The sequence below is a fragment of the Streptomyces sp. NPDC001732 genome, from assembly GCF_053596315.1.
Genome location: NZ_JBSFFY010000039.1, coordinates 34,529 through 55,857 on the forward strand (window position 1 = coordinate 34,529; position 21,329 = coordinate 55,857).

Below are 21,329 nucleotides of genomic sequence, written 5' to 3' on the forward strand. Positions count from 1 at the left end.
GCCCCGAAAGTCCACAACTTCTCTTTCGCAATAAATATTGCGCAAATTTTCTTTCCTATCTAGAGTCGGGGGCATGGCAAGCAAGGAATCGCGCCGCGTCTCGGACCTGGAGACGCTGAAGGCGTTCGGACACCCCCTGCGGATGAAGCTGTACCGGGCCCTCTACATCTCCCGCGAGGCCACCGCCTCCCAGCTCGCCGAGCAGGTCGACGAGGCGGTCTCACTGGTCAGCTACCACCTGCGCAGGCTCGCCGACCACGGCCTGATCGAGGAGGCCGGGCAGCAGGGCAGGGACGGCCGCGAACGCTGGTGGCAGCCCGCCTCCAAGGGGCTGAACTTCCACGAGGAGGACTTCAGCGACGCCCCCGAGAAGGTGGCCACGCACGCCGCCGTCGGCCGGCTCTCCTTCGACCAGCACATCGAGCTGTACCGCCGTTACCTCGACTCGGCCCAGAGCTGGCCGCTGGAGTGGCGCAGCGCCGCCTCCAGCTCCGAGCACCTGGTCCGGCTCACCCCCGAGGAGCTCTCCGCGCTCGGCCGCGAGATGCACGAGCTGATCGACCGGTACGAGGAGCTCGGCCGCGCCCGCGACGAGGCCGGGGACACGGAAGGCCGCGAGAACGTCGCCATGCACCTGTACGCATTCCCGTTCCGCACCTGAGCCGCCGCCCCGGAAGGACGCCCCGCATGACCGTCACCGACCTCCGCACGGCCGCGGAACCCACCGGCCGCCCCGCCCACCGCGACACCGACGTCCTGCGCTGGCTCGGCGCCTACACCGCGTCCATGATCGGCGACAGCGTCTACTACATGGCGCTCGCCTGGGCCGCCGCCCGCACCGGCAGCGAGACCCAGACCGGCCTCGTCCTCGCCGCCGGCTCCATACCCCGGGCCGTGCTGATGCTCGGCGGGGGAGTGCTCGCCGACCGGATCGGACCGCGCCGCGTCGTCATCGGCAGCGACGCCGCCCGCTGCCTGGTCGTCCTCGGCCTGGCGGGCGCCCTGCTGCTCACCTCGCCCGCCCTGTGGCTGCTGATCGCCGTCGGGCTCGTCTTCGGCGTGGTCGACGCCCTCTTCCTGCCCGCCGTCGGCGCCCTGCCGCCCCGGATCACCGCCGCCGGCGAACTGGCCCGGGTCCAGGGGATGCGCGGACTGGCCACCCGTACCGCCAATGTCGTCGGCGCCCCGCTCGGCGGCGTCGCGGTGGCGTTCGGCGGACCCACGCTCGCCTTCGCCGTGGCCGGGGTGCTCTTCGCCGTGTCGCTGCCGCTGCTGCTCTCCCTGCGCATCCGCCCGCTGCCCGACCAGGAGGACGCCGAACCGTCCGGCACCGTCTCGCACGACCTGGCCGACGGGCTGCGCCACATCCGCCGTCACCCGCTGCTCGGCCCGCTGATGCTCGTCGTCGCCGTCAGCGAGCTGGGCTTCGCCGGTCCGCTCAACCTCGGCCTGGTGCTGCTCGCCCGGGAACGCGGCTGGGGCGCCTCCGGCATGGGCTGGATCGTCGCCGCGTTCGGGATCGGGGCCGGTGCGTCGGCCCTGCTGCTCGCCGTGCGCGGCCGGGTGCCGCGCGCCGGGCTGGTGATGTGCCTGACGGTCCTGGTCGGCTCGGTCGCCATCGGGGCCATGGCCCACCTCCCGTCGGTGGCCCTCGCCGTCGTCGCGGCCGTCTGCGTCGGCCTCTTCGCCGGACTCGGCGGCGCCCTGTGCGGGGCCCTGATCCAGACCGTCACCGAACCCGCCTACCTCGGCCGGGTCACCTCGGTCTCGACCCTCTTCACCCACGCGATCGCCCCGCTCGGCTACCCGGTCACGGGCGCGGCCGTCGCCGCCTGGGGGACCGGCCCGGTCTTCGTCGTCAGCGCCGCGGTGTGCGCGGCCGGGGCGCTGACCGGACTGGCCATCACCGGCCTGCGCCGCGCGGAACTCCCGGCCTGAGCCCGAGCCGGACCCATGAGCCCGGGGCCGTACGCCCTGAGCCGTGAGCCCGGACCCGTACGCCAGGCCCCTGGAACCCGCCGCGCCCGGGGCGCGGGCCCTACATCCCCAGCTCGGCCCTGCCCAGCCGTTCCACCGCCTCCTTGTCGCCCTCCAGGCCCACCGCCGCCGCGCTCTGCCGCCCGAACGCGAAGAGCAGCAGCTCGCCCGGCTCGCCGGTGACCGTCACCACCGGGACGCCCTTGTGCGCCACCACCGTCCGCCCGTCGGGGCGGCGCAGCACCAGCCCCACCGGGGATCTGCGGCCCAGCAGCCGGGCCGTCCGCTCGGTGCGCGACCACAGCAGATCGGCGAAGACCGGGTCCAGCTCGCGCCGCGACCAGTCGGGCTGGGCCCGGCGCACGTCCTCCGCGTGGATGTAGAACTCCACGGTGTTGGCGGCCTCGTCGACCTGCTTCACGGCGTACGGGGAGAACCGCGGCGGCCCCGTACGGATCAGCTGGATCAGCTCCTCGTACGGCTTCTCGGTGAACTCGGCCTGCACCCGTTCGAGCCGGTTCTTCAGCACGCCCACCAGAATCCCGGCCGCCGCGTCCGGCCGCCGCTCCCGGACCACCACGTGGGCGGCCAGGTCCCGGGCGGTCCAGCCTTGGCACAGGGTCGGGGCTTCCGGCCCCGCCGCCTCCAACAGATCGGCGAGCAGGAGCCGTTCACGCTTCGCATGGGTCGACATGGTCGCCAGCGTACGACCGCCGCGTGCGGTCCGCCCAGTGGACGTAGCGCCGAACGGCCCCCGCGGCCACGGCACAATGGGCGCATGACCAGCGAGCCCATGCCCAGCACTCCGCCGCCGTCCGGCAACCTCGACCCGGCCATCGCGGCCCGCCTCAAGCGCAGTGCCGACGGACTCGTCCCGGCCATCGCCCAGCAGTACGACACCGGCGAGGTGCTGATGCTCGGCTGGATGGACGACGAGGCCCTGCACCGCACCCTCACCACCGGCCGGTGCACCTACTGGTCCCGCAGCCGGCAGGAGTACTGGGTCAAGGGTGACACCTCGGGCCACATCCAGCAGGTCAAGTCCGTCGCCCTCGACTGCGACGCCGACACCGTCCTCGTCAAGGTCGACCAGACGGGTGCCGCCTGCCACACCGGTGCCCGCACCTGTTTCGACGCCGACGTCCTTCCACTCGCGCAGTAGGGGCAGCCGCCATGGATCTCGACACCTTCCGCAAACTCGCCGTGGACCGGCGCGTCATCCCCGTCAGCCGCAGGCTCCTGGCGGACGGCGACACCCCGGTCGGGCTCTACCGCAAGCTCGCGGCCGAGCGCAGCGGCACCTTCCTCCTGGAATCGGCGGAGAACGGCCGCACCTGGTCGCGCTACTCCTTCATCGGCGTGCGCAGCGCGGCCACCCTCACCGCGCGCGACGGACAGGCCCACTGGCTCGGCGTCCCGCCCGTCGGCGTCCCCGTCGACGGGGACCCGCTGGAGGTCCTGCGCGCCACCGTCGAGACCCTGCACACCCCGCACGACCTGGTCGTCGACGACGCCCTGCCCCCCTTCACCGGCGGCATGGTCGGCTACCTCGGCTACGACATCGTGCGCCGCCTGGAGCGGATCGGCGACAGCGCCGAGGACGACCTCCACCTCCCCGAGCTGACCATGCTGCTCACCTCGGACCTGGCCGTGCTCGACCACTGGGACGGCAGCGTCCTGCTGATCGCCAACGCGATCAACCACAACGACCTCTCGACCGGCGTCGACGAGGCGTACGCGGACGCCGTCGCCCGCCTCGACGCCATGGAACGCGACCTCTCGCGCCCCGTCGAGAACGCCCCCGCCGCCCTCCCGCCGTCCGAGCTGCCCCCGTACACCGCGCTGTGGGGCGGCAAGGCGTACCAGGACGCCGTCGAGGACGTGAAGGAACGCATCCGGGCCGGCGAGGCCTTCCAGGTCGTCCCCTCGCAGCGCTTCCAGACCCCCTGCGCCGCGAGCGCGCTGGACGTCTACCGGGTGCTGCGCGCCACCAACCCCTCGCCGTACATGTACCTCCTGCGGTTCGACGGCTTCGACATCGTGGGCTCCAGCCCGGAGGCCCTCGTCAAGGTCGAGGACGGGCGCGCCATGGTCCACCCGATCGCCGGAACCCGGCACCGCGGCGCCACCCCGCAGGAGGACCAGGCGCTCGCCGAGGAACTCCTCGCCGACCCCAAGGAACGCGCCGAGCACCTGATGCTGGTCGACCTCGGCCGCAACGACCTGGGACGGGTCTGCGAACCCGGCACCGTCGAGGTCGTCGACTTCATGTCCGTCGAGCGGTACTCGCACGTGATGCACATCGTCTCCACGGTCACCGGCCGCGTCGCCGAGGGCCGCACCGCCTTCGACGTACTCACCGCGTGCTTCCCCGCGGGCACCCTCTCCGGCGCCCCCAAGCCCCGCGCGATGCAGATCATCGAGGAGCTCGAACCCACCCGCCGCGGACTGTACGGGGGCTGCGTCGGCTACCTCGACTTCGCCGGGGACTCCGACACCGCCATCGCCATCCGCACCGCGCTGCTCCGCGACGGCACGGCGTACGTCCAGGCCGGAGCGGGTGTCGTCGCCGACTCCGACCCGGTCGCCGAGGACACCGAATGCCGCAACAAGGCGGCGGCGGTGCTGCGCGCCGTCCATACGGCCAACCGGCTCCGCGGCGCGTGAAGCGGTAGGGGATAGTGGAGCACGTGAGTGCCGTATCCGTACCCCAGCCCCGAGCCGTCACCGCGTCCGACGCCCCGGGAAGCCGCCGCAGCCTGGCTGCCGGCCTGCTCCTCGGGGCGGCCGGCGCCACCGTCGTCCTGCTGTCCTCCGGCCAGATCTGGGCCGAGGGCCGGGCGTCCGTCGGCGGCGGTTTCCTGCCCCTGACCGCCGAGGGCCGGGACGTCACCGGTCTCCCGGCGGCCCTCGCCATAGTGGGCCTGGCCGCCCTCGTCGCCGTCTTCGCGGTGCGCGGCGCCGGGCGGCTGGTCGTCGCCGGGCTCCTCGCCCTCAGCGGCCTCGGCGCCGGACTGAGCGCCTGCCTCGGTGCCTCCGACAGCGCCGCGCTCGACGAGAAGGCCGCCCAGTCCACCGGCGACGCCCAGGCCACCATCGACGCGCTCAGCCACACCGTGTGGCCCTACGTCACCGCGGCCGGCGGCCTGCTGATCCTGCTGGCCGGGCTGCTCGCCCTGCGCTACGGGAAGCTCTGGCCCACCATGTCGGGCCGGTACGAGCGGGACGGCAGCCCCCGCCCCCGCAGGGCCGCCCGCACCGCCCCGGACCCGGACCGGCCCGAGGACCTGTGGAAGGCCCTGGACCGCGGCGAGGACCCGACGCGCTAGCAACGACCCCCAGCTCACGTCCTACCCGTACGTACGGGACAATGAAGCCGAGCTTTCAGCACGGCGGCACCAACAGCGCCACCAGCTTTGCGTACAGCGATACCAACAGCGCATCACCAACAAGGAGCAACTCATGGCGGGCAGCAGCCACGGACACACCCCGGCCGCCTGGACCGGTGTCATCATCTCCTTCATCGGCTTCTGCGTCGCGGGCGTCTTCATGGTCGCGGCCAACCCCGTCGGTTTCTGGGCCGGAATGGCCGTCGTCCTCCTCGGCGGCGTCGTCGGCCTCGCGATGAAGGCCGCGGGTCTCGGCATGCCGAAGGAGTCGGAGGAGATGGCACGGGCCAGGGCCCGCGCCGCGCAGGCCCAGATCTCCTGAAGCCCCACGGCACCCCCACGAGCGCGAGGCGCAGCCCGGTCCGGGCTGCGCCTTTCCGCGTCGGCGGGGACAATCACCGGGTGGACGCAACGCACACTCCGCCCGCCGCCCCGCCCTCACCGGCCCCCGGGCCCGCCCCCGGCCGCCCGCCGGTACCCGGGCAGCCGTTCCCCCCGGTCGTCCCGCCGGCGCCCGCGCCCGTCTCGCGCGTCCGGCGCCTCGCCACGCCGGTGGGCGTCATGGCCCTGGTCGTCGGCGCCTTCGGCTACGTCGGCACCGTGGATCCCAACGAGCCCGGCCACTACCCCGTGTGCCCGCTGCTCCGCTTCACCGGGCTCTACTGTCCGGGCTGCGGGGGGCTGCGCAGCGCCCACGCCGTCGCGCACGGCGACATCGCCGCCGCCCTGGGCTCCAACGCACTCGCCGTCGCGGGCTACGCGGTCTTCGCCGCCCTGTGGCTGGTCTGGACGGTCCGCGCCTGCCGGGGCAGGCCCATGAGCCTCGCGGCCCGGCCCGTCGTGTGGTGGGGCGTCGGGGCCGTGCTGCTGGCCTTCTCGATCGTCCGGAATCTGCCGTTCGGCTCGGCCCTGGCCCCCTGAGTGCCCAGCTGGTGGGACGTTTCCCGAGCGGATTCGGGCGCTCCGCCCTCCTACGGATAGCATTGACATGGCTGATCCTGTTCCCTCATCACCGTCCCGGAAGGGGGCCGCTCGCGTGAGTGTGCTCGACGAGATCATCGACGGCGTACGCGCCGACCTCGCAGAGCGGCAGGCGCGTGTCAGCCTCGACGAGCTGAAGGAACGCGCCCAGCGGGCTCCGGCGGCCAAGGACGGAGCCGCCGCCCTGCGCGGCGAGGGCGTCAACGTCATCTGCGAGGTCAAGCGTTCCAGCCCCTCCAAGGGGGCCCTGGCCGCGATCGCCGATCCGGCCGGGCTGGCCGCGGACTACGAGGCGGGCGGCGCGTCCGTCATCTCCGTCCTCACCGAGGAGCGCCGCTTCGGCGGTTCGCTCGCCGACCTGGAGGCCGTCCGCGCCAAGGTCGACATCCCGGTCCTGCGCAAGGACTTCATCGTCACCTCGTACCAGCTCTGGGAGGCCCGCGCCTACGGCGCCGACCTCGCCCTGCTCATCGTCGCCGCCCTCGACCAGGAGGCCCTGGTCTCCCTGATCGAGCGCGCCGAGTCCATCGGCCTGACGCCGTTGGTCGAGGTGCACGACGAGGAGGAGGCGGAGCGTGCCGTGGACGCCGGGGCCAAGGTCATCGGGGTCAACGCGCGCAACCTGAAGGACCTCAAGGTCGACCGCTCCACCTTCGAGCGCGTCGCCCCCGAGCTCCCCGCCCACATCGTCAAGGTCGCCGAGTCCGGCGTCCGCGGTCCGCACGACCTGATCGCGTACGCCAACGCGGGCGCCGACGCGGTGCTCGTGGGCGAGTCCCTGGTCACCGGCCGCGACCCGCGGGCCGCCGTCGCCGACCTGGTCGCCGCCGGCGCCCACCCGGCGCTCCGGCACGGACGGGGCTGACCCGACCCGTGTCCGCCGAACGTCCCGCGTCCCGTCGCCGGCGGGGCCTGCGCCCCACCGGAATGACGGCCCGTGTCCCGCACGCCCCGCTGGCACGCGGCTGCCGCCCCCGCGGCTGCCGCGCCCCCGCGCGCCGCGTGCACGGCCGACGGGTGCGGTACGTGATCGGCGACGAGCCCGGCCAGGTCAACGGCATGCGATGGCGCACGGGGACCGCGCCGTAGCGAGCCCCGGCCGACGTACCCGCACCACTCCCGTCGTACGTACGACCGCACCGCCCGACCGATCGCCGGTCGCGGTGGCGCTCCGCTCACGGCGCATACGGTGAATCCACCCATTGCGATGTCGAGGAGCACGTCGGATGTCATCTGACTTCTTCATCCCGGACCCGGAGGGTCTGATCCCCAGCGCCGAAGGGTACTTCGGTGCGTTCGGCGGCAAGTTCATCCCGGAGGCGCTCGTCGCCGCCGTGGACGAGGTCGCCGTCGAGTACGACAAGGCGAAGGCCGACCCGGCCTTCGCCGCCGAGCTCAACGAGCTCATGATCAACTACACCGGCCGGCCCAGCGCGCTGACCGAGGTGCCGCGCTTCGCCGAGCACGCGGGCGGGGCCCGCGTCTTCCTCAAGCGCGAGGACCTCAACCACACCGGCTCGCACAAGATCAACAACGTGCTGGGCCAGGCGCTGCTCACCAGGCGCATGGGCAAGACCAGGGTCATCGCCGAGACCGGAGCCGGCCAGCACGGCGTCGCCACCGCGACCGCCTGCGCACTCTTCGGCCTCGAATGCACCATCTACATGGGCGAGATCGACACCGAGCGGCAGGCGCTGAACGTGGCGCGGATGCGGATGCTCGGCGCCGAGGTCATCGCGGTGAAGTCCGGCTCCAGGACCCTGAAGGACGCCATCAACGAGGCGTTCCGCGACTGGGTCGCCAACGTGGACCGCACGCACTACCTCTTCGGCACCGTCGCGGGACCGCACCCCTTCCCAACCATGGTCCGCGACTTCCACCGGGTCATCGGCGTCGAGGCCCGCCGCCAGATCCTGGAGCGGACCGGCCGGCTGCCGGACGCCGCCGTCGCCTGCGTCGGCGGCGGCTCCAACGCCATCGGACTGTTCCACGCCTTCATCCCCGACGCGCACGTCCGGCTGGTCGGCTGCGAACCCGCCGGACACGGCGTGGAGACCGGCGAGCACGCGGCGACCCTGACCGCGGGCGAGCCCGGCATCCTGCACGGCTCGCGCAGCTACGTCCTCCAGGACGACGAGGGCCAGATCACCGAGCCGTACTCCATCTCCGCGGGGCTCGACTACCCGGGCATCGGCCCGGAGCACTCGTACCTCAAGGACATCGGCCGGGGCGAGTACCGCGCGGTCACCGACGACGCGGCCATGCAGGCGCTGCGCCTGCTGTCCCGCACCGAGGGGATCATCCCGGCCATCGAGAGCGCCCACGCGCTGGCCGGGGCCCTGGAGGTCGGCAGGGAGCTCGGCAAGGACGGGCTGATCGTGGTCAACCTGTCCGGCCGCGGCGACAAGGACATGGACACGGCAGCCCGCTACTTCGGGCTGTACGACGCAACCGACGGGGTCGTCGAGGCCGATGGGGCCGACGGGGAGCAGGAGGTCACCAAGTGAGCGGCAACGTGGAGCTGTTGAGCGCCTCCCTCGCGAAGGCGAAGGCGGAGGACCGGGCCGCGCTCATCGCCTACCTCCCGGCGGGCTTCCCGACCGTCGACGGCGGGATCGAGGCCGTCAAGGCGGTCGTGGCGGGCGGCGCGGACATCGTCGAGGTGGGGCTGCCGCACAGCGACCCGGTGCTCGACGGCCCGGTCATCCAGACCGCGGACGACATCGCGCTGCGCGGCGGCGTGAAGATCGCCGACGTGATGCGCACGGTCCGCGAGGCGCACGAGGCGACCGGTGTCCCGATCCTCGTCATGACCTACTGGAACCCGATCGACCGCTACGGCGTCGAGCGCTTCACGGCGGAGCTCGCGGAGGCGGGCGGCGCCGGGTGCATCCTGCCCGACCTGCCGGTCCAGGAGTCCGGACTGTGGCGCGAGCACGCCGACAAGCACGGTCTCGCGACCGTCTTCGTCGTCGCGCCGAGCAGCAGGGACGAGCGCCTCGCCACCATCACGGCGGCCGGTTCCGGCTTCGTCTACGCCGCCTCGCTGATGGGTGTCACCGGCACCCGGGAATCGGTCGGCGAGCAGGCCCAGGACCTGGTCCGGCGCACCCGCGCCACCACCTCCCTCCCGGTCTGCGTCGGCCTGGGCGTCTCCAACGCCCGGCAGGCCGCCGAGGTCGCGGGCTTCGCCGACGGCGTGATCGTCGGCTCGGCCTTCGTCAAGGCGATGCTGGACGCCCCCGACGAGGAGGCGGGCCGGGCCGCCGTCCGCTCCCTGGCGGGCGAACTCGCCGAAGGCGTTCGAAAGCGCTGAACCGGGTGTAACTCGAACGGGTGGACCTGGACCGGGGAGGCACGCGCGTGCCTCCCCGGTTCGTTGCTGCGGGTGTGAGCGAGAAGAACGAACAGGGAAAAAGGGCCGCGCGAGACCGGCTCGTACAGCAGCGCGAGCGCGAGCGCGCCGGGGAGCGCCGCAGGCGCACGCTGATCGTCGCGGCCGCCGTGGTCGGTGTGCTGGGCCTGGCCGCCGTCGTCGGCGTGATCGCGGCCAACACGGACGGCAAGAGCAAAACGGCGGGCCCCGCGGTCGTGCCGTCCGGCGCGACGGGCAAGGACGGCCTGGCCATCCGGGTCGGCGCGGACGACGCCCCGTCCACGCTCACCATCTGGGAGGACTTCCGCTGCCCGGTCTGCGCCCAGTTCGAGAACGCCTTCCGCGACACCATCCACCAGCTGGAGAGCACCGGACAGATCAAGGCCGAGTACCACCTCGCCACGATCATCGACGGCAATCTCGGAGGCAGCGGCTCGCTGCGCGCGGCCAATGCGGCGGCCTGCGCGCAGGACGTCGGCAAGTTCCCCGCGTACCACGACGTGCTCTACCGCAACCAGCCGCAGGAGGCCGACGACGCCTTCGGTGACAACGACAAGCTGATCGAGCTCTCGGGCAAGGTGGCGGGGCTCGACACCCCCGCCTTCCGCAGCTGTGTGAACGACGGCAAGCACGACAGCTGGGTCCAGAAGTCCAACACGGCGTTCCAGAACGGCGGATTCCAGGGCACACCGACCGCACTGCTCAACGGGGAGTCGATCTTCCCGAAGAAGGGCGACGAGCCGATCACCGTGGCCAACCTGAAGAAGTGGGTCGCCGAGGCCAACAAGGGCAAGAAACCGGGCACGGTCACCCCGGCCCCGTCGGGTTCCTGACCGGGCCGCGAGGGCGGGGCGGAGCGGGCCGGCGGCGGGTCCGCCCGTTACCCAGACGTTGCCGGGTGGGTTGCCGTACGCCCCACCCGGCAAGGTAGCGTCGACCCTGCCATGGACCTTGCCTTCATTCCCAGCCCGTCGACCGGCGTGATCGAGCTCGGCCCGATCCCGCTCCGCGGCTACGCGTTCTGCATCATCATCGGTGTCTTCGTCGCCGTCTGGTTCGGCAACAAGCGCTGGGTCGCCCGGGGCGGCAGACCCGGCACCGTTGCCGACATCGCCGTCTGGGCCGTGCCCTTCGGTCTCGTCGGCGGCCGGCTCTACCACGTCATCACCGACTACCAGCTGTACTTCAGCGAGGGTGAGAACTGGGTCGACGCCTTCAAGATCTGGGAGGGCGGCCTCGGCATCTGGGGCGCGATCGCGCTCGGTGCCGTCGGCGCCTGGATCGGCTGCCGCCGTCGCGGCATCCCGCTGCCCGCCTGGGCCGACGCGCTCGCCCCCGGCATCGCCCTGGCCCAGGCCTGCGGCCGCTGGGGCAACTGGTTCAACCAGGAGCTGTACGGCAAGCCGACCGACCTGCCGTGGGCGCTGAAGATCAGCGAGGGCCCCAACCGGGTCGCCGGCACGTACCACCCGACGTTCCTGTACGAGTCGCTGTGGTGCATCGGCGTCGCCCTGCTGGTGATCTGGGCGGACCGTCGCTTCAAGCTCGGCCACGGCCGGGCGTTCGCCCTGTACGTCGCGGCGTACTGCGCGGGCCGGGGCTGGATCGAGTACATGCGGGTCGACGAGGCCCACCACATCCTGGGCCTGCGCCTGAACGTGTGGACCGCGCTGATCGTCTTCGTGCTGGCCGTGGTCTACATCGTCCTCTCGGCGAAGCTGCGGCCGGGCCGCGAGGAGATCGTGGAGCCGGGCGCCGCCGAGGACGCGGAGAAGGCCGGTGCCACCGGGAAGACCGGTGACGAGGGCACCGCCGTCGAGGACGCGAAGAACGGCGACGACACCGCCGACGCCGACGCCGGTGGGAAGACCGACGCCGCCGCGAGCACCGACGGTGACGGCGAGGCCGACGACCGGACCCCGGAGAAGAACGACACCGCGAAGGCCGCGAAGAACGGCTGAGCGCCTTCCGGGAGCGACGTCCTCCGCCCGGGGACCGGGCACCCGGCGCCGCCGGACCGACGGGACTTTCCGAAGTCGCGCACCGCTCGCACATGCCAAAGCAGTGGGCCCCGGACCGAACGGTCCGGGGCCCACGCGCGTCCCGGGACACGGACCCGCCCTCACCCCGCCCGCGCGGCCAGCGCCAGGGTCCTGCGCGCCGACGCGACCACCGCCGCGTCGACGAACCGGCCGTCCGGCAGGGCCAGCGCGCCCTCGTCCGTCACGGCCGCCGTCACGATCTCCTCCGCGGCCTCGACCTCCCGCGCCGTCGGGCGGAACGCCCGCTCGATGACCGGGAGCTGGCGGGGGTGGATCGCCGCCCGGCCCAGGAAACCCAGCGTCCGGCCGTGGGCGCAGGACGACCACAGCCCCTCCAGGTCCCGGACGTCCGGGAACACCGACTGGGTGGGCGGCGCCAGACCCGCCGCGCGGGCGGCGACCACGATCCGGCTGCGCGACCAGTCGAGACCGGCGTCGTCCCGTACGCCCAGATCGGCCCGCAGGTCCGCCTCGCCCAGCGCGATGGAGCGCACCTGGGGATGGGAGGCGGCGACCGTGTACGCGTGCTCGATGCCGAGCGCCGACTCCAGCAGCGGGCAGAGCGCCACCCCCGGCGCCACGGCCGCGATGTGGTGGACGGACGCCGCGTGGGTGATCTTGGGCAGCCGGAGCTCGGCCAGGCCCGGCAGCCCGGCGAGGGCGCGCACGTCCGCCTCCGTGTGGACCCGGACGTGGAGCGGCACGGACGCGGCTTCGGCCGCCTCGGACAGCAGCTCGGCGGTGGCCGAGCGCGCGTACTCCTTGCGGTCCGGGGCGACCGCGTCCTCCAGGTCCACGATCACCACGTCCGCGCCCGAGTCGCGCGCCTTGCGCACCACCTCCGGCCGGTCCCCGGGAACGTACAGCCAGGTGAGCGGTACCGTCACGGTCACAGGACACGCTCCGCCCGCAGCGCGGCGATCTCCGCCTCCGACAGGCCCAGACCGGTGAGGATCTCCTCGGTGTCCGCGCCGTGCGGCCGGCCCGCCCAGCGGATCGAGCCCGGTGTCGCGGAGAGCCGGAACAGGACGTTCTGCATCCGCAGCGGCCCCAGCTCCGGGTCGTCGATCTCGGTGACCGAGTCCAGGGCCCGGTACTGCGGGTCCTCCATCACGTCCTGGATGTCGTGGATCGGCGCGATGGCCGCCTCCGCCTTCTCGAAGGCGCAGACCGCCTCCTCACGGGTGTGCCGGGCGACCCAGTCGCCGACCGCCTCGTCGAGTTCGTCGGCGTGCTCGGCGCGGGTGGTGCCGGACGCGAACCAGGGCTCGTCGATCAGTTCCGCCCGGCCGACCAGCCGCATCACCCGTTCGGCGATCGACTGCGCGGAGGTGGAGACCGCGACCCAGTGCCCGTCCGAGGTGCGGTAGGTGTTGCGCGGCGCGTTGTTCCGGGAGCGGTTGCCGGTGCGCGGCTGCACGTAGCCGAGCTGGTCGTACCAGATGGGCTGCGGGCCGAGCACGGTCAGCATCGGCTCGATGATCGCCATGTCGACGACCTGCCCCTGCCCGGTGCGGTCGCGCCCGGCGAGAGCGGCCATCACGGCGTACGCGGTGGCCAGGGCCGCGATCGAGTCGGCGAGCCCGAACGGCGGCAGCGTGGGCGGCCCGTCCGGCTCCCCGGTGATCGCGGCGAACCCGCTCATCGCCTCGGCCAGGGTGCCGAAGCCGGGCCGGTGCGCGTACGGGCCGAACTGGCCGAAGCCGGTGACCCTGGCCAGTACCAGCCGCGGGTTGGCGGCGTGCAGTTCCGCCCAGCCCAGTCCCCAGCGTTCCAGCGTCCCGGGCCGGAAGTTCTCGATGACCACATCGGCCCCGGCGGCCAGCCGGAGCAGGACGTCCCGGCCGCCCGGGGTGGACAGGTCGAGGGTCAGATTGCGTTTGTTGCGGCCCAGCAGCTTCCACCACAGGCCGACGCCGTCCTTCGTGGGGCCGTGCCCGCGGGAGGGGTCGGGCCTGCTCGGGTGCTCGACCTTGATGACCTCGGCGCCGAAGTCGCCGAGCATGGTGGCGCAGAGCGGACCGGCGAAGAGCGTGGCGAGGTCGACGACCCGCAGTCCGGTCAGGGGTGCCTGTGCGGTCCCGTTCATGCGGCGTCGATCTCCCCGCGGTACGGCATGGACGTGGAGGCGCCCGGTCGTTGTACGCAGAGCGCGGCGGCCGACGACGCCCAGGCCAGGGCCTCGGGCACGGGTCGCCGTTCGCCGAGCGCCACGGCGAGCGTACCGACGAAGGTGTCGCCCGCCCCGGTGGTGTCGACGGCGGTGACCTCGGGGGCGGGGAAGAGGACGGGCTCGCCGCCCCGGGCCGCGTACAGGCAGCCCTTCGAGCCGAGTGTGACGACGACCGCGGGCACCCGGCCGAGCAGGTGCTGGGCCGCCGCACAGGGGTCGGTGAAGCCGGTGAGCGCCGCCGCCTCGTGCTCGTTGGGGATCAACAGGTCGACGCAGTCGAGGAGTTCGGACGGCAGCGGCTGCACGGGGGAGGGGGTGAGCAGGGTCCGTACGCCCTGGGCGTGGGCCACCCGCGCGCCCTCGATCACGGCGGACATCGGCAGTTCCAGCTGGAGCAGCAGCAGTTCGGCGCCCGCGATGGCGGCCATCTCGCCGGGACCGAGCGCGGTGACGGTGCCGTTGGCGCCGGGGATCACCACGATGGAGTTGGCGCCCGTGTCGTCGACGACGATGTGCGCGGTGCCGCTGGGGCCCTCGGCGGTGTGCAGCAGGTCGGTGTCGATGCCCGCGTGCTCCAGGTTCGACCGCGGCCGGACGCCGTACTCGTCGTCCCCGACCGCGCCGATCATGATCACGTCGCCGCCCGCGCGGGCGGCGGCGACGGCCTGGTTGGCGCCCTTGCCGCCGGGGACGGTGCGGAACTCCCGTCCGGTGACGGTCTCCCCGCGCTCCGGGGCCCGGCCGACGCGGGCCACGAGGTCCATGTTGGTACTGCCGAGCACCGCGATGCCGGTCATGGGCACAGTGCCTCCTTCTGGATGAGCCGGTGGGTCTGTCCGGCGAGTTCGTCGAAGCCGATGGAGTCGAAGCCGGGGACGGACGAGGCGAGCCGGTTCTTCAGCGGGGCGGTCCAGCGGCCGGGCAGCCGGTCCGGGGAGCCGGCCAGCAGACCGGCCAGCGAACCGGCGGTCGCGCCGTTGGAGTCGGTGTCCCAACCACCCGACACCGCACGGCAGACGGAGGCCGAGAAGTCGCCGTCGGCGTGGGTGAGGGCGGCGGCGAGCAGGGCGGCGTTGGGCAGCACATGGACCCAGTGGTGTCTGCCGTACTCGGCGTGCAGCCGGTCGGCCACCGCGTCGAAATCGCCGGTGGCGCGGGCCGCCCCGATCCCGAAGCGCACCGCGTGCGCGAACCGCGAGCGCGGCGGTACGACCCGCAGCCCGGTGGCCAGGCATTCGTGCACATCGCTTTCGCCCCCGGCCGCCTCGGCGAGCGCGGCGGCGGTGAACATCGCCCCGTACACCCCGTTGGCGGTGTGGCTGAGGACGGCGTCCCGGTGGGCCTGTTCCGCCGCGGCCGACGGGTCGCCCGGATGCGTCCAGCCGTGCACGTCGGCCCGGATCTGCGCACCGATCCACTCCCGGAACGGATTGCGGTACCTGGCCGTGTGCGGGGGCTCGATCCCGTCCAGCAGATTGCGGTACGCCACCCGCTCGGCGGTGAACGTCCGGCCGGCCGGGAGTTCGTCGAGCCAGAGCCGGGCGAGGTCGCCGGTGGTGAAGGACGGGCCGTGCCGCTGGAGCAGCAGCAGGGTCAGCAAAGGGTGGTTGAGGTCGTCGTCCTCGGGCATGCCGTCGATGTTCTCGGCCAGCGAGCAGGGCGCGGAGCGACGGTTCCAGGGGTAGGTGGCGGCCAGTGCGGGGGGCAGTCCCCGGGCGGTGAACCAGGTGGTCAGCGGCCAGTTGCCGGTGGCGCGGGCGAGCGCGCGGATGCCGTCCAGCGGCAGTTTCTCGACGGGCTTGCCCAGCAGACAGCCGACCGCCCGGCCCAGCCAGGCGGCGTGCAGCCGGTCCCGGTCCACCGGCGCCGGGCCGGTGCGCGGGGGCGGCCAGTCGGGGCAGGCGGCCCGGACCGCGGCCCACTCCGTCGGCTCGTCCCTCTCCAACGGCGACTCCAGCAGGGCGAGTTCGTCGAGCAGCCGTTCGGCGAGCGCGCGCAGTTCCGGCGCCGGCCGGGCGGACGCGCCCGCGCGTTCCGGGGCGGGGGCGCCGCCCGCCTCGTACCACCGGCGTGCGACGGCCCGCGCGTCCCGGCCGTCCTCGGCCGCCTGGCGCAGTTCGTGGCCGACGAGGTCCTCGGGCTGCACCCAGGTCACCCGTACCGTCATGCCGTGCCCGCCAGCGCGGCGAACGCCGCCTCGTGCGCGCGGCGCCGGAGCACGTCCCGCGCGAACACCTCGCGGGCGACCTGCGCCATGGTCCGCGCCGGGGCGTGCAGATCGAGGCGGCTGGCCCCGGCGACGGTGCTCGCCCAGTCGGCGGGGACCGCCCGCTCGCCGCCGAGCGCGCCCGCGACGGCGCCGCTCATCGTGGCGATCGAGTCGCAGTCCCGGCCGTAGTTGACCGAACCGAGCACCGCGTGCCGGTAGTCGCCGTCCGCGACGAGCAGCATGCCGAGCGCGATCGGGAGCTCCTCGATGGCGTGCAGCCGGGACGGGCGGCGGGCGGCGAGGGAGGGGGCGCGGTAGTCGGGCCCGACGGTGTCGAAGGGGGCGACCGCGGCGCGCAACGGGCCCAGCGCCGACTCGAAGTCGTCGTACCGGGCAGCTGTTTCGCACACCGCCTCGATGGCCGACCGGGTGCCGTCCTTGGCGAGCGACAGACAGGTCTCGACGACGGTGGCGGGCGTCGCGCCCGGGGCGCAGGCCGCGGCGACGGCCGCCGCGAAGACCCCGGCCGCCTCCCTGCCGTAACTGGACTGGTGGGCCCCGGCCACGTCCAGCGCCTCGGCGTAGGCGGCCTCCGGGTGGGCGGCGTTGACCAGGCCGACCGGGGCCATGTACATCGCCGCACCGCAGTTGACGATGTTCCCGGAGCCCGCCTCGCGCGGATCGACGTGGCCGTAGTGCAGCCGGGCGACGATCCACTTCTCGGCGAGGAAGATCCGCTGGAGCGGCAGCGCCTCGGCCTCCAGCTCGGGAATCCAGCGGAGGTTGGAGATCAGCTCCGGCACGAGGTGGTCGGCGACCGCGTACGCGTCGAGGTGGTCGCGCACGGCGCCGTACACCCGGACCAGCGCATGGGTCATCAGGGTGTCGTCGGTGACGTGCCCGTCGCCCTTGTGGTACGGGGCCACGGGGCGTGCCGTGCGCCACTGGTCGCCGTCCCACGGGCCGACGATCCCGTCGATCCGGCCGCCGTGGCGGGCCACGATCTGCTCGGGCGACCGGCCCTCGACCGGGCCGCCGAGCGCGTCCCCGACCGCGGCGCCGACGAGCGCGCCCGTGATCCGTTCATCGAGTGTGAGTGCCGTGGGTCCCGTCGCGGACCGACTGGCCGTCATGGATGTCATGTCCGAATTGTCCACCCATGGGTCTCGGTTCCGTGTCTGCCAGCAGCCCGGCGAGTTCGATGAGATCGGTGCCCGCGAGACGGGGCAGCGCGCACCCCGCCAGGGTGCGGCAGGACTCGCGCCAGCCGTCCGGGACGGTGCCGATGCCGCCGAGCGCACCGGTCAGCGCGCCCGCCAGGGCCGGTGCCGAGTCGGCCACCCGGGACAGGCACGCCGCCGCCGGAACGGCCTGGGCGATCCGGCCGCGGGCGGCGGTGGCCAGGGCGAGGGCGACCGGGACGGTCTCGGCCGCGGCGATCCCGTAGCTGTACACGTGGTCGACGATCTGGTGTTCCAGCACCGGTACGAGGGCGAACGCGCCCGCCTCCTCGCCGATGAAGTCGCGGGCGATCCGGACCGCGTGGGCGGCGTTGCGGGCGATCTCCGTGCCGTCGGGGAGCTGGGCGAGTGCGGCGTTCACCGCGGTGTCCACGTCCGCGCCGCCCAGTGCCTCGGCGATCGCGGCGGCCATGGCGCGGGCGCCGTGCACCCCGTCGCCGTCCTGGGTGTAGCGGGCGTCGAACTCGGCGAGATCGGCCGCGGCGGCGGGGTCGGCCGGGTGGGCGACGGCGAGCACGGCGGCCCGTACGCAGGCCGCGTCGTCGAAGTAGTGCGGGTTGTCGTGGCCGGTGGCGGGCGGGCGCAGCCCGGCGGCCAGGTTGCCGAGGCCGGCCCGGACCGAGATCCGGGCGCGCAGGGGGAGCACCGCGGACTCGACCTCGGGGGCGCGGGCGGCGGCAGCGGCGACCTCGGCGGCCAGCGCGTTCCAGGCGACGTCGACGGCGGCCCGCATCCGGCGGCCGGGGGACAGGCCGTGCAGCGGGCCGACCGCGGAGGTGAGGACGGTGCCGGCGGCGAACGCCGCCCACTCGGCGTCGTCGGACGGGCCCAGCCGCAGGGGTTCGGGCGGCTGGTTGAGCGCGATGGGGACGGGCAGCGTGGTCGTGGCGTTCTGCTCGGCGAAGGTGTCGAGCTCCCGGGTCAGGCGCCGGGTCCACTCGGGCATCCGGGCCGCCCGGTGCCGTGCGGCGGGCCAGCCGGCGGCGTCCCCGGAGGCGAGTCCGAGCAGCAGCCCCTCGATCCGGGCCCGCCGCCCGGGGCCGGACCGCTCGCGGAACGGGGAGGCGGGGGAGCGCGGGGCGGGGTGCGGGGGTGGCGGTGCGCTCGCGGGGCCGGGGCCGTTCGGGGCCGTGTCGGTACATGGCCGGGCCGGACCGGTGCGCTTCCGGGTCGGGGCCGGGTCCCTGGCGGTACGTACCGACATGACCTCGGGCCCGTCCGTATCGCGGTTCCCGCGCGCCCCGACCGCCTCGTCCGCCACATCGGTCCTGTGGGCCGCCTCCGGAGCGTCCGCCGTATCCGTCCCGTCCGTCGCATCCGTGTCATCCGTGGCGTCCGTGTCGTCCGGGGTGAGCAACTCCGCGATCTCCAGGACGTGGTGGCCCCGCATCGTCGGCAGACAGCTGCCCCGGACCGGGCCGATCGCCTCCCCCCAGTGCCGCGGGATCGCGGACATCCCGTGCAGGGCGCCGGCCAGGGCCCCGGCCACCGCGGCCGTGGTGTCCGCGTCGCGACCCATGTTGACCGCGGTCAGCACCGCCGTACGGAAGTCCCCGCGCGCCGCGGCGAACGCACCGAAGGCCAGCCCCACCGCCTCGGGCGCCAAGTCCGTCCAGGGGTAGCCGCCGACGACCACGGCGGAGCGCACCGCGCGCTCCATGGTCAGCCGGTCGGGGTAGGTGCGCTGCGCGGCCGTCACCGCGCGCCGCAGCGAACGCGCCGTCCAGGAGTCCATCGGGACGACGGACAGCGCGGCGGCGATCACCGAGGCGGCCCCGGCCCCCGCCATCGCCGCGGCCACCCCGGCCGCCACCGCCTGGCCGCCGTAGATCCCCTCCCCGTCGTGGCTGACCCGGCCGTCCACCGCGACCAGCCGCGCCGCCTCGTCCGGCCGGCCCGCCGCGAAGACGCCGAACGGGGCCGCCCGCATCGCCAGGCCGTCGCTCCAGGCGTGCCGGTGCTGGGCGGAGATCGGGGCGGCGAGCCCCCGGCGCAAATTCTCCAGCGTCCCCCGCTCGCTGAACCCGGCCCCGCGGAACGGGCCCTCGTCCAGATCGGCGATCCACAGGTGCCAGGCCCGCTCCACGTGCGTGACGGTCAGCGCGGAGCCGTGCCGGGCGAGCAGCAGCCCGGAGAAGATCGCGTACTCCGTGTCGTCCGTGCCCGCGGGGTCGTCGCTCACGAAGCCCTCGATCCGGCCCCAGCGGCGCCGGATCTCGGACGGCCGCAGATTCTCCGCCGGTGCGCCCAGCGCGTCGCCGACCGCGAGACCGAGCAACGAGCCGCGCGCCCGGTCGCCCAGGTCCGTCCGGGGCACCCCGTCCCGGCCCGCGCCGCGCCCGCCCGCCGCCTCCGCGCTGCCCGGAGAATCCGCGCTGCCCGGACCCCCCGCCTCCACGCCGTCCGGAGCCGCTGCCGACTTCGCGCCGCGCCGACCCGCCGCGTCCGCCCCGTCCCGGACCGCCGCTCCCGTACCGCCCGTCCGCGGTTCCGCCGGATTTCCTGCGATCAACTCCATCGCGTCGACCCTTCGCACACACCGAGTCAGTTCTCCTACTCCTCGATCTGTGCCACGCGGAGCGCCGACAGAGGCAGATCATCACAACAAAAGGGCCAGTCGGATGACGGTTCGGATGGTGTGTCAGAAATGCCAAGGAAGGCCTTACTTACCTGGTCAGAGGGGTGGTAAGTACGGCCTGCCTTGCTGGCGGGAGTCGTTTTTCGTGCGTATTTTCGATGATGTCGAGCGGGGGCGGAACGGGTGAATCCCGCTGCTGGAGAAGGGGAGAGCTGTGGCCATCATCGAGACCGACGCCGTACTGCACGAGGCGCACCGCGACAACCACACCCACCGCGACGTCAACGGTGGCTGGCTGCGCCCGGCGGTGTTCGGGGCGATGGACGGGCTGGTCTCCAACCTGGCGCTGATGACCGGCGTCGCGGGCGGCTCCGTCTCCCAGCAGACGATCGTGATCACCGGACTGGCGGGCCTGGCCGCCGGTGCGTTCTCCATGGCGGCCGGCGAGTACACCTCCGTGGCCTCGCAGCGTGAGCTCGTCGAGGCCGAACTCGACGTCGAGCGGCGCGAGTTGCGCAAGCACCCCCAGGACGAGGAGCGGGAGCTCGCCGAGCTGTACCAGTCCCGCGGCGTCGACGCGGACCTCGCCCGCGAGGTCGCGCGGCAGCTGTCGCGCGACCCGGAACAGGCCCTGGAGATACACGCCCGCGAGGAGCTCGGCATCGACCCGGCCGACCTGCCCTCGCCGCTCGTCGCCGCGGTGTCCTCGTTCGGCGCGTTCGCGCTGGGCGCCCTGCTGCCCGTGCTGCCGTACCTGCTCGGCGCCACCGTGCTGTGGCCCGCCGTGCTGCTGGCGCTGGCCGGACTGTTCGCCTGCGGTGCGGTGGTGGCCCGGGTGACGGCGCGCGGCTGGCTCTACAGCGGCCTGCGCCAGCTGACGCTGGGCGGGGCCGCGGCGGCCGTCACCTACGGACTGGGCACGCTGTTCGGGGTGGCCGTCGGGGGCTGATGGCGACGGACGAGCGGGCGGGCACTCCCCTGGTGGGGGCGCCCGCCCGTGACGCGTGTGCGCCCGTGACGCGTGTGCGCCCGTGACATGTCCGCCACCCGTGTGACGTACGTCTTGGTGGCTGCCACTGGGCGGGATCGGCCCCACCGGCGTAAAATGAGTCCCTATGCAGGGCTACACATAAGTAGTCGTTACCCGGGGGTTTCGATTCCCTTGCCGCCGGGCATGAGTCGTGGACACCGCGGGCAACGACGCCTGTTCTCTGCGGCCCCCCTGGGCGCCGATCATCCGACTGCGACCCACCTCCACCGTCATCGATGGTGTCCGTATGTTGGAACGAACTATCCACTTCTTGAGCAGCGACCCATCATGTAACCTGCACGAAATTTCGCAGAGGGCCAACGTCGTCCCTCG

21 protein-coding genes and 1 pseudogene are annotated in these 21,329 nt (G+C 73.7%); 14 read left to right on the plus strand and 8 right to left on the minus strand.

What is annotated here, in order from left to right; translation table 11 throughout:
• Nucleotides 1-73 precede the first annotated feature (73 nt).
• Together ACWCXX_RS28620 and ACWCXX_RS28625 are read left to right on the plus strand one after the other, a co-directional pair.
• Entirely contained in the window at nucleotides 74-661 is a 588-nt protein-coding gene (locus ACWCXX_RS28620) for a helix-turn-helix domain-containing protein (RefSeq protein ID WP_451132155.1), read from the plus strand.
• Between the two features lie 26 nt (nucleotides 662-687).
• On the plus strand, nucleotides 688-1,938 hold the full coding sequence (locus ACWCXX_RS28625) for an MFS transporter (protein ID WP_451132157.1): 1,251 nt from the start codon (nucleotides 688-690) through the stop codon (nucleotides 1,936-1,938).
• 100 nt (nucleotides 1,939-2,038) lie between these two features.
• On the opposite strand, the gene ACWCXX_RS28630 is transcribed toward ACWCXX_RS28625, so the two are convergent.
• Complete coding sequence (locus tag ACWCXX_RS28630) at nucleotides 2,039-2,671, minus strand: TIGR03085 family metal-binding protein (protein ID WP_451132159.1); 633 nt, start codon at nucleotides 2,669-2,671, stop codon at nucleotides 2,039-2,041.
• Between the two features lie 99 nt (nucleotides 2,672-2,770).
• On the opposite strand from ACWCXX_RS28630, the gene hisI reads away from it, so the two are divergent.
• The 11 genes from hisI to lgt all read left to right on the plus strand — a co-directional run bounded on the left by hisI (nucleotide 2,771) and on the right by lgt (nucleotide 11,684).
• Entirely contained in the window at nucleotides 2,771-3,139 is a 369-nt protein-coding gene (gene hisI / locus ACWCXX_RS28635) for a phosphoribosyl-AMP cyclohydrolase (RefSeq protein ID WP_451132210.1), read from the plus strand.
• An 11-nt stretch (nucleotides 3,140-3,150) separates the two neighbouring features.
• Nucleotides 3,151-4,644 carry an anthranilate synthase component I gene (locus ACWCXX_RS28640; protein WP_451132161.1) on the plus strand — a complete coding sequence of 498 codons (1,494 nt, stop codon included), beginning with the start codon at nucleotides 3,151-3,153 and terminating at the stop codon, nucleotides 4,642-4,644.
• Nucleotides 4,645-4,658: 14 nt separating this feature from the next.
• On the plus strand, nucleotides 4,659-5,306 hold the full coding sequence (locus ACWCXX_RS28645) for a TIGR02234 family membrane protein (RefSeq protein ID WP_451132163.1): 648 nt from the start codon (nucleotides 4,659-4,661) through the stop codon (nucleotides 5,304-5,306).
• A gap of 133 nt (nucleotides 5,307-5,439) precedes the next feature.
• Nucleotides 5,440-5,688 carry an HGxxPAAW family protein gene (locus tag ACWCXX_RS28650; protein WP_451132165.1) on the plus strand — a complete coding sequence of 83 codons (249 nt, stop codon included), beginning with the start codon at nucleotides 5,440-5,442 and terminating at the stop codon, nucleotides 5,686-5,688.
• Nucleotides 5,689-5,768: 80 nt separating this feature from the next.
• Nucleotides 5,769-6,287 (plus strand): DUF2752 domain-containing protein, encoded by a 519-nt coding sequence (locus ACWCXX_RS28655; protein ID WP_451132167.1) that lies wholly within the window; start codon nucleotides 5,769-5,771, stop codon nucleotides 6,285-6,287.
• Nucleotides 6,288-6,402: 115 nt separating this feature from the next.
• Nucleotides 6,403-7,212, plus strand: a complete 810-nt coding sequence (gene trpC, locus ACWCXX_RS28660) for an indole-3-glycerol phosphate synthase TrpC (RefSeq protein WP_451132169.1) — start codon at nucleotides 6,403-6,405, stop codon at nucleotides 7,210-7,212.
• 62 nt (nucleotides 7,213-7,274) lie between these two features.
• Entirely contained in the window at nucleotides 7,275-7,436 is a 162-nt protein-coding gene (trpM, locus tag ACWCXX_RS28665; RefSeq protein WP_451132171.1) for a tryptophan biosynthesis modulator TrpM, read from the plus strand.
• A 137-nt stretch (nucleotides 7,437-7,573) separates the two neighbouring features.
• The gene (trpB, locus tag ACWCXX_RS28670) at nucleotides 7,574-8,854 is read left to right on the plus strand and encodes a tryptophan synthase subunit beta (RefSeq protein WP_451132173.1); all 1,281 of its coding nucleotides are present in this window, start codon (nucleotides 7,574-7,576) and stop codon (nucleotides 8,852-8,854) included.
• Nucleotides 8,851-9,663, plus strand: a complete 813-nt coding sequence (gene trpA / locus ACWCXX_RS28675; RefSeq protein ID WP_451132175.1) for a tryptophan synthase subunit alpha — start codon at nucleotides 8,851-8,853, stop codon at nucleotides 9,661-9,663. The genes trpB and trpA overlap by 4 nt, the downstream gene beginning before the upstream one ends.
• Nucleotides 9,664-9,737: 74 nt before the next feature.
• Nucleotides 9,738-10,556 carry a DsbA family protein gene (locus ACWCXX_RS28680; protein WP_451132177.1) on the plus strand — a complete coding sequence of 273 codons (819 nt, stop codon included), beginning with the start codon at nucleotides 9,738-9,740 and terminating at the stop codon, nucleotides 10,554-10,556.
• 111 nt (nucleotides 10,557-10,667) lie between these two features.
• On the plus strand, nucleotides 10,668-11,684 hold the full coding sequence (lgt, locus tag ACWCXX_RS28685; protein ID WP_451132179.1) for a prolipoprotein diacylglyceryl transferase: 1,017 nt from the start codon (nucleotides 10,668-10,670) through the stop codon (nucleotides 11,682-11,684).
• A 161-nt stretch (nucleotides 11,685-11,845) separates the two neighbouring features.
• Here lgt and ACWCXX_RS28690 read toward each other — a convergent pair whose 3' ends face one another.
• From ACWCXX_RS28690 to ACWCXX_RS28720, 7 genes and pseudogenes are all read right to left on the minus strand, one after another.
• A complete protein-coding gene (locus ACWCXX_RS28690) occupies nucleotides 11,846-12,658 on the minus strand; it encodes an HpcH/HpaI aldolase/citrate lyase family protein (RefSeq protein WP_451132181.1) in 813 nt (270 codons plus the stop codon).
• Nucleotides 12,655-13,854, minus strand: coding sequence for a CaiB/BaiF CoA transferase family protein (locus tag ACWCXX_RS28695; RefSeq protein ID WP_451132183.1), 1,200 nt, complete (start codon nucleotides 13,852-13,854; stop codon nucleotides 12,655-12,657). The genes ACWCXX_RS28690 and ACWCXX_RS28695 overlap by 4 nt, the downstream gene beginning before the upstream one ends.
• Nucleotides 13,851-14,735 carry a ribokinase gene (rbsK, locus tag ACWCXX_RS28700; protein ID WP_451132185.1) on the minus strand — a complete coding sequence of 295 codons (885 nt, stop codon included), beginning with the start codon at nucleotides 14,733-14,735 and terminating at the stop codon, nucleotides 13,851-13,853. Before rbsK ends, ACWCXX_RS28695 begins: the two co-directional genes overlap by 4 nt.
• Nucleotides 14,732-16,105: an ADP-ribosylglycohydrolase family protein gene (locus ACWCXX_RS28705; RefSeq protein ID WP_451132186.1), complete on the minus strand. Its 1,374-nt coding sequence runs from the start codon at nucleotides 16,103-16,105 to the stop codon at nucleotides 14,732-14,734. The genes rbsK and ACWCXX_RS28705 overlap by 4 nt, the downstream gene beginning before the upstream one ends.
• Entirely contained in the window at nucleotides 16,102-17,289 is a 1,188-nt protein-coding gene (locus ACWCXX_RS28710) for an ADP-ribosylglycohydrolase family protein (RefSeq protein WP_451132188.1), read from the minus strand. The genes ACWCXX_RS28705 and ACWCXX_RS28710 overlap by 4 nt, the downstream gene beginning before the upstream one ends.
• On the minus strand, nucleotides 17,231-18,592 hold the full coding sequence (locus ACWCXX_RS28715) for an ADP-ribosylglycohydrolase family protein (protein ID WP_451132212.1): 1,362 nt from the start codon (nucleotides 18,590-18,592) through the stop codon (nucleotides 17,231-17,233). Before ACWCXX_RS28715 ends, ACWCXX_RS28710 begins: the two co-directional genes overlap by 59 nt.
• A gap of 126 nt (nucleotides 18,593-18,718) precedes the next feature.
• Nucleotides 18,719-19,906, minus strand: a pseudogene (locus tag ACWCXX_RS28720) (ADP-ribosylglycohydrolase family protein); the annotation flags it as partial.
• A gap of 274 nt (nucleotides 19,907-20,180) precedes the next feature.
• Between ACWCXX_RS28720 and ACWCXX_RS28725 the strand changes: the two are divergent.
• Complete coding sequence (locus ACWCXX_RS28725; RefSeq protein WP_451132190.1) at nucleotides 20,181-20,915, plus strand: VIT1/CCC1 transporter family protein; 735 nt, start codon at nucleotides 20,181-20,183, stop codon at nucleotides 20,913-20,915.
• Nucleotides 20,916-21,329 lie beyond the last annotated feature (414 nt).

Excerpts from the sequence above, each read along its gene's own strand:
- ACWCXX_RS28620 (WP_451132155.1), top strand. The coding sequence starts at position 74 with ATGGCAAGCAAGGAATCGCGCCGCGTCTCGGACCTGGAGACGCTGAAG.
- ACWCXX_RS28625 (WP_451132157.1), top strand. The coding sequence starts at position 688 with ATGACCGTCACCGACCTCCGCACGGCCGCGGAACCCACCGGCCGCCCC.
- ACWCXX_RS28630 (WP_451132159.1), bottom strand. The coding sequence starts at position 2,671 with ATGTCGACCCATGCGAAGCGTGAACGGCTCCTGCTCGCCGATCTGTTG.
- hisI (WP_451132210.1), top strand. The coding sequence starts at position 2,771 with ATGCCCAGCACTCCGCCGCCGTCCGGCAACCTCGACCCGGCCATCGCG.
- ACWCXX_RS28640 (WP_451132161.1), top strand. The coding sequence starts at position 3,151 with ATGGATCTCGACACCTTCCGCAAACTCGCCGTGGACCGGCGCGTCATC.
- ACWCXX_RS28650 (WP_451132165.1), top strand. The coding sequence starts at position 5,440 with ATGGCGGGCAGCAGCCACGGACACACCCCGGCCGCCTGGACCGGTGTC.
- trpM (WP_451132171.1), top strand. The coding sequence starts at position 7,275 with ATGACGGCCCGTGTCCCGCACGCCCCGCTGGCACGCGGCTGCCGCCCC.
- trpB (WP_451132173.1), top strand. The coding sequence starts at position 7,574 with ATGTCATCTGACTTCTTCATCCCGGACCCGGAGGGTCTGATCCCCAGC.
- lgt (WP_451132179.1), top strand. The coding sequence starts at position 10,668 with ATGGACCTTGCCTTCATTCCCAGCCCGTCGACCGGCGTGATCGAGCTC.
- ACWCXX_RS28695 (WP_451132183.1), bottom strand. The coding sequence starts at position 13,854 with ATGAACGGGACCGCACAGGCACCCCTGACCGGACTGCGGGTCGTCGAC.
- rbsK (WP_451132185.1), bottom strand. The coding sequence starts at position 14,735 with ATGACCGGCATCGCGGTGCTCGGCAGTACCAACATGGACCTCGTGGCC.
- ACWCXX_RS28705 (WP_451132186.1), bottom strand. The coding sequence starts at position 16,105 with ATGACGGTACGGGTGACCTGGGTGCAGCCCGAGGACCTCGTCGGCCAC.
- ACWCXX_RS28710 (WP_451132188.1), bottom strand. The coding sequence starts at position 17,289 with ATGACATCCATGACGGCCAGTCGGTCCGCGACGGGACCCACGGCACTC.
- ACWCXX_RS28715 (WP_451132212.1), bottom strand. The coding sequence starts at position 18,592 with ATGTCGGTACGTACCGCCAGGGACCCGGCCCCGACCCGGAAGCGCACC.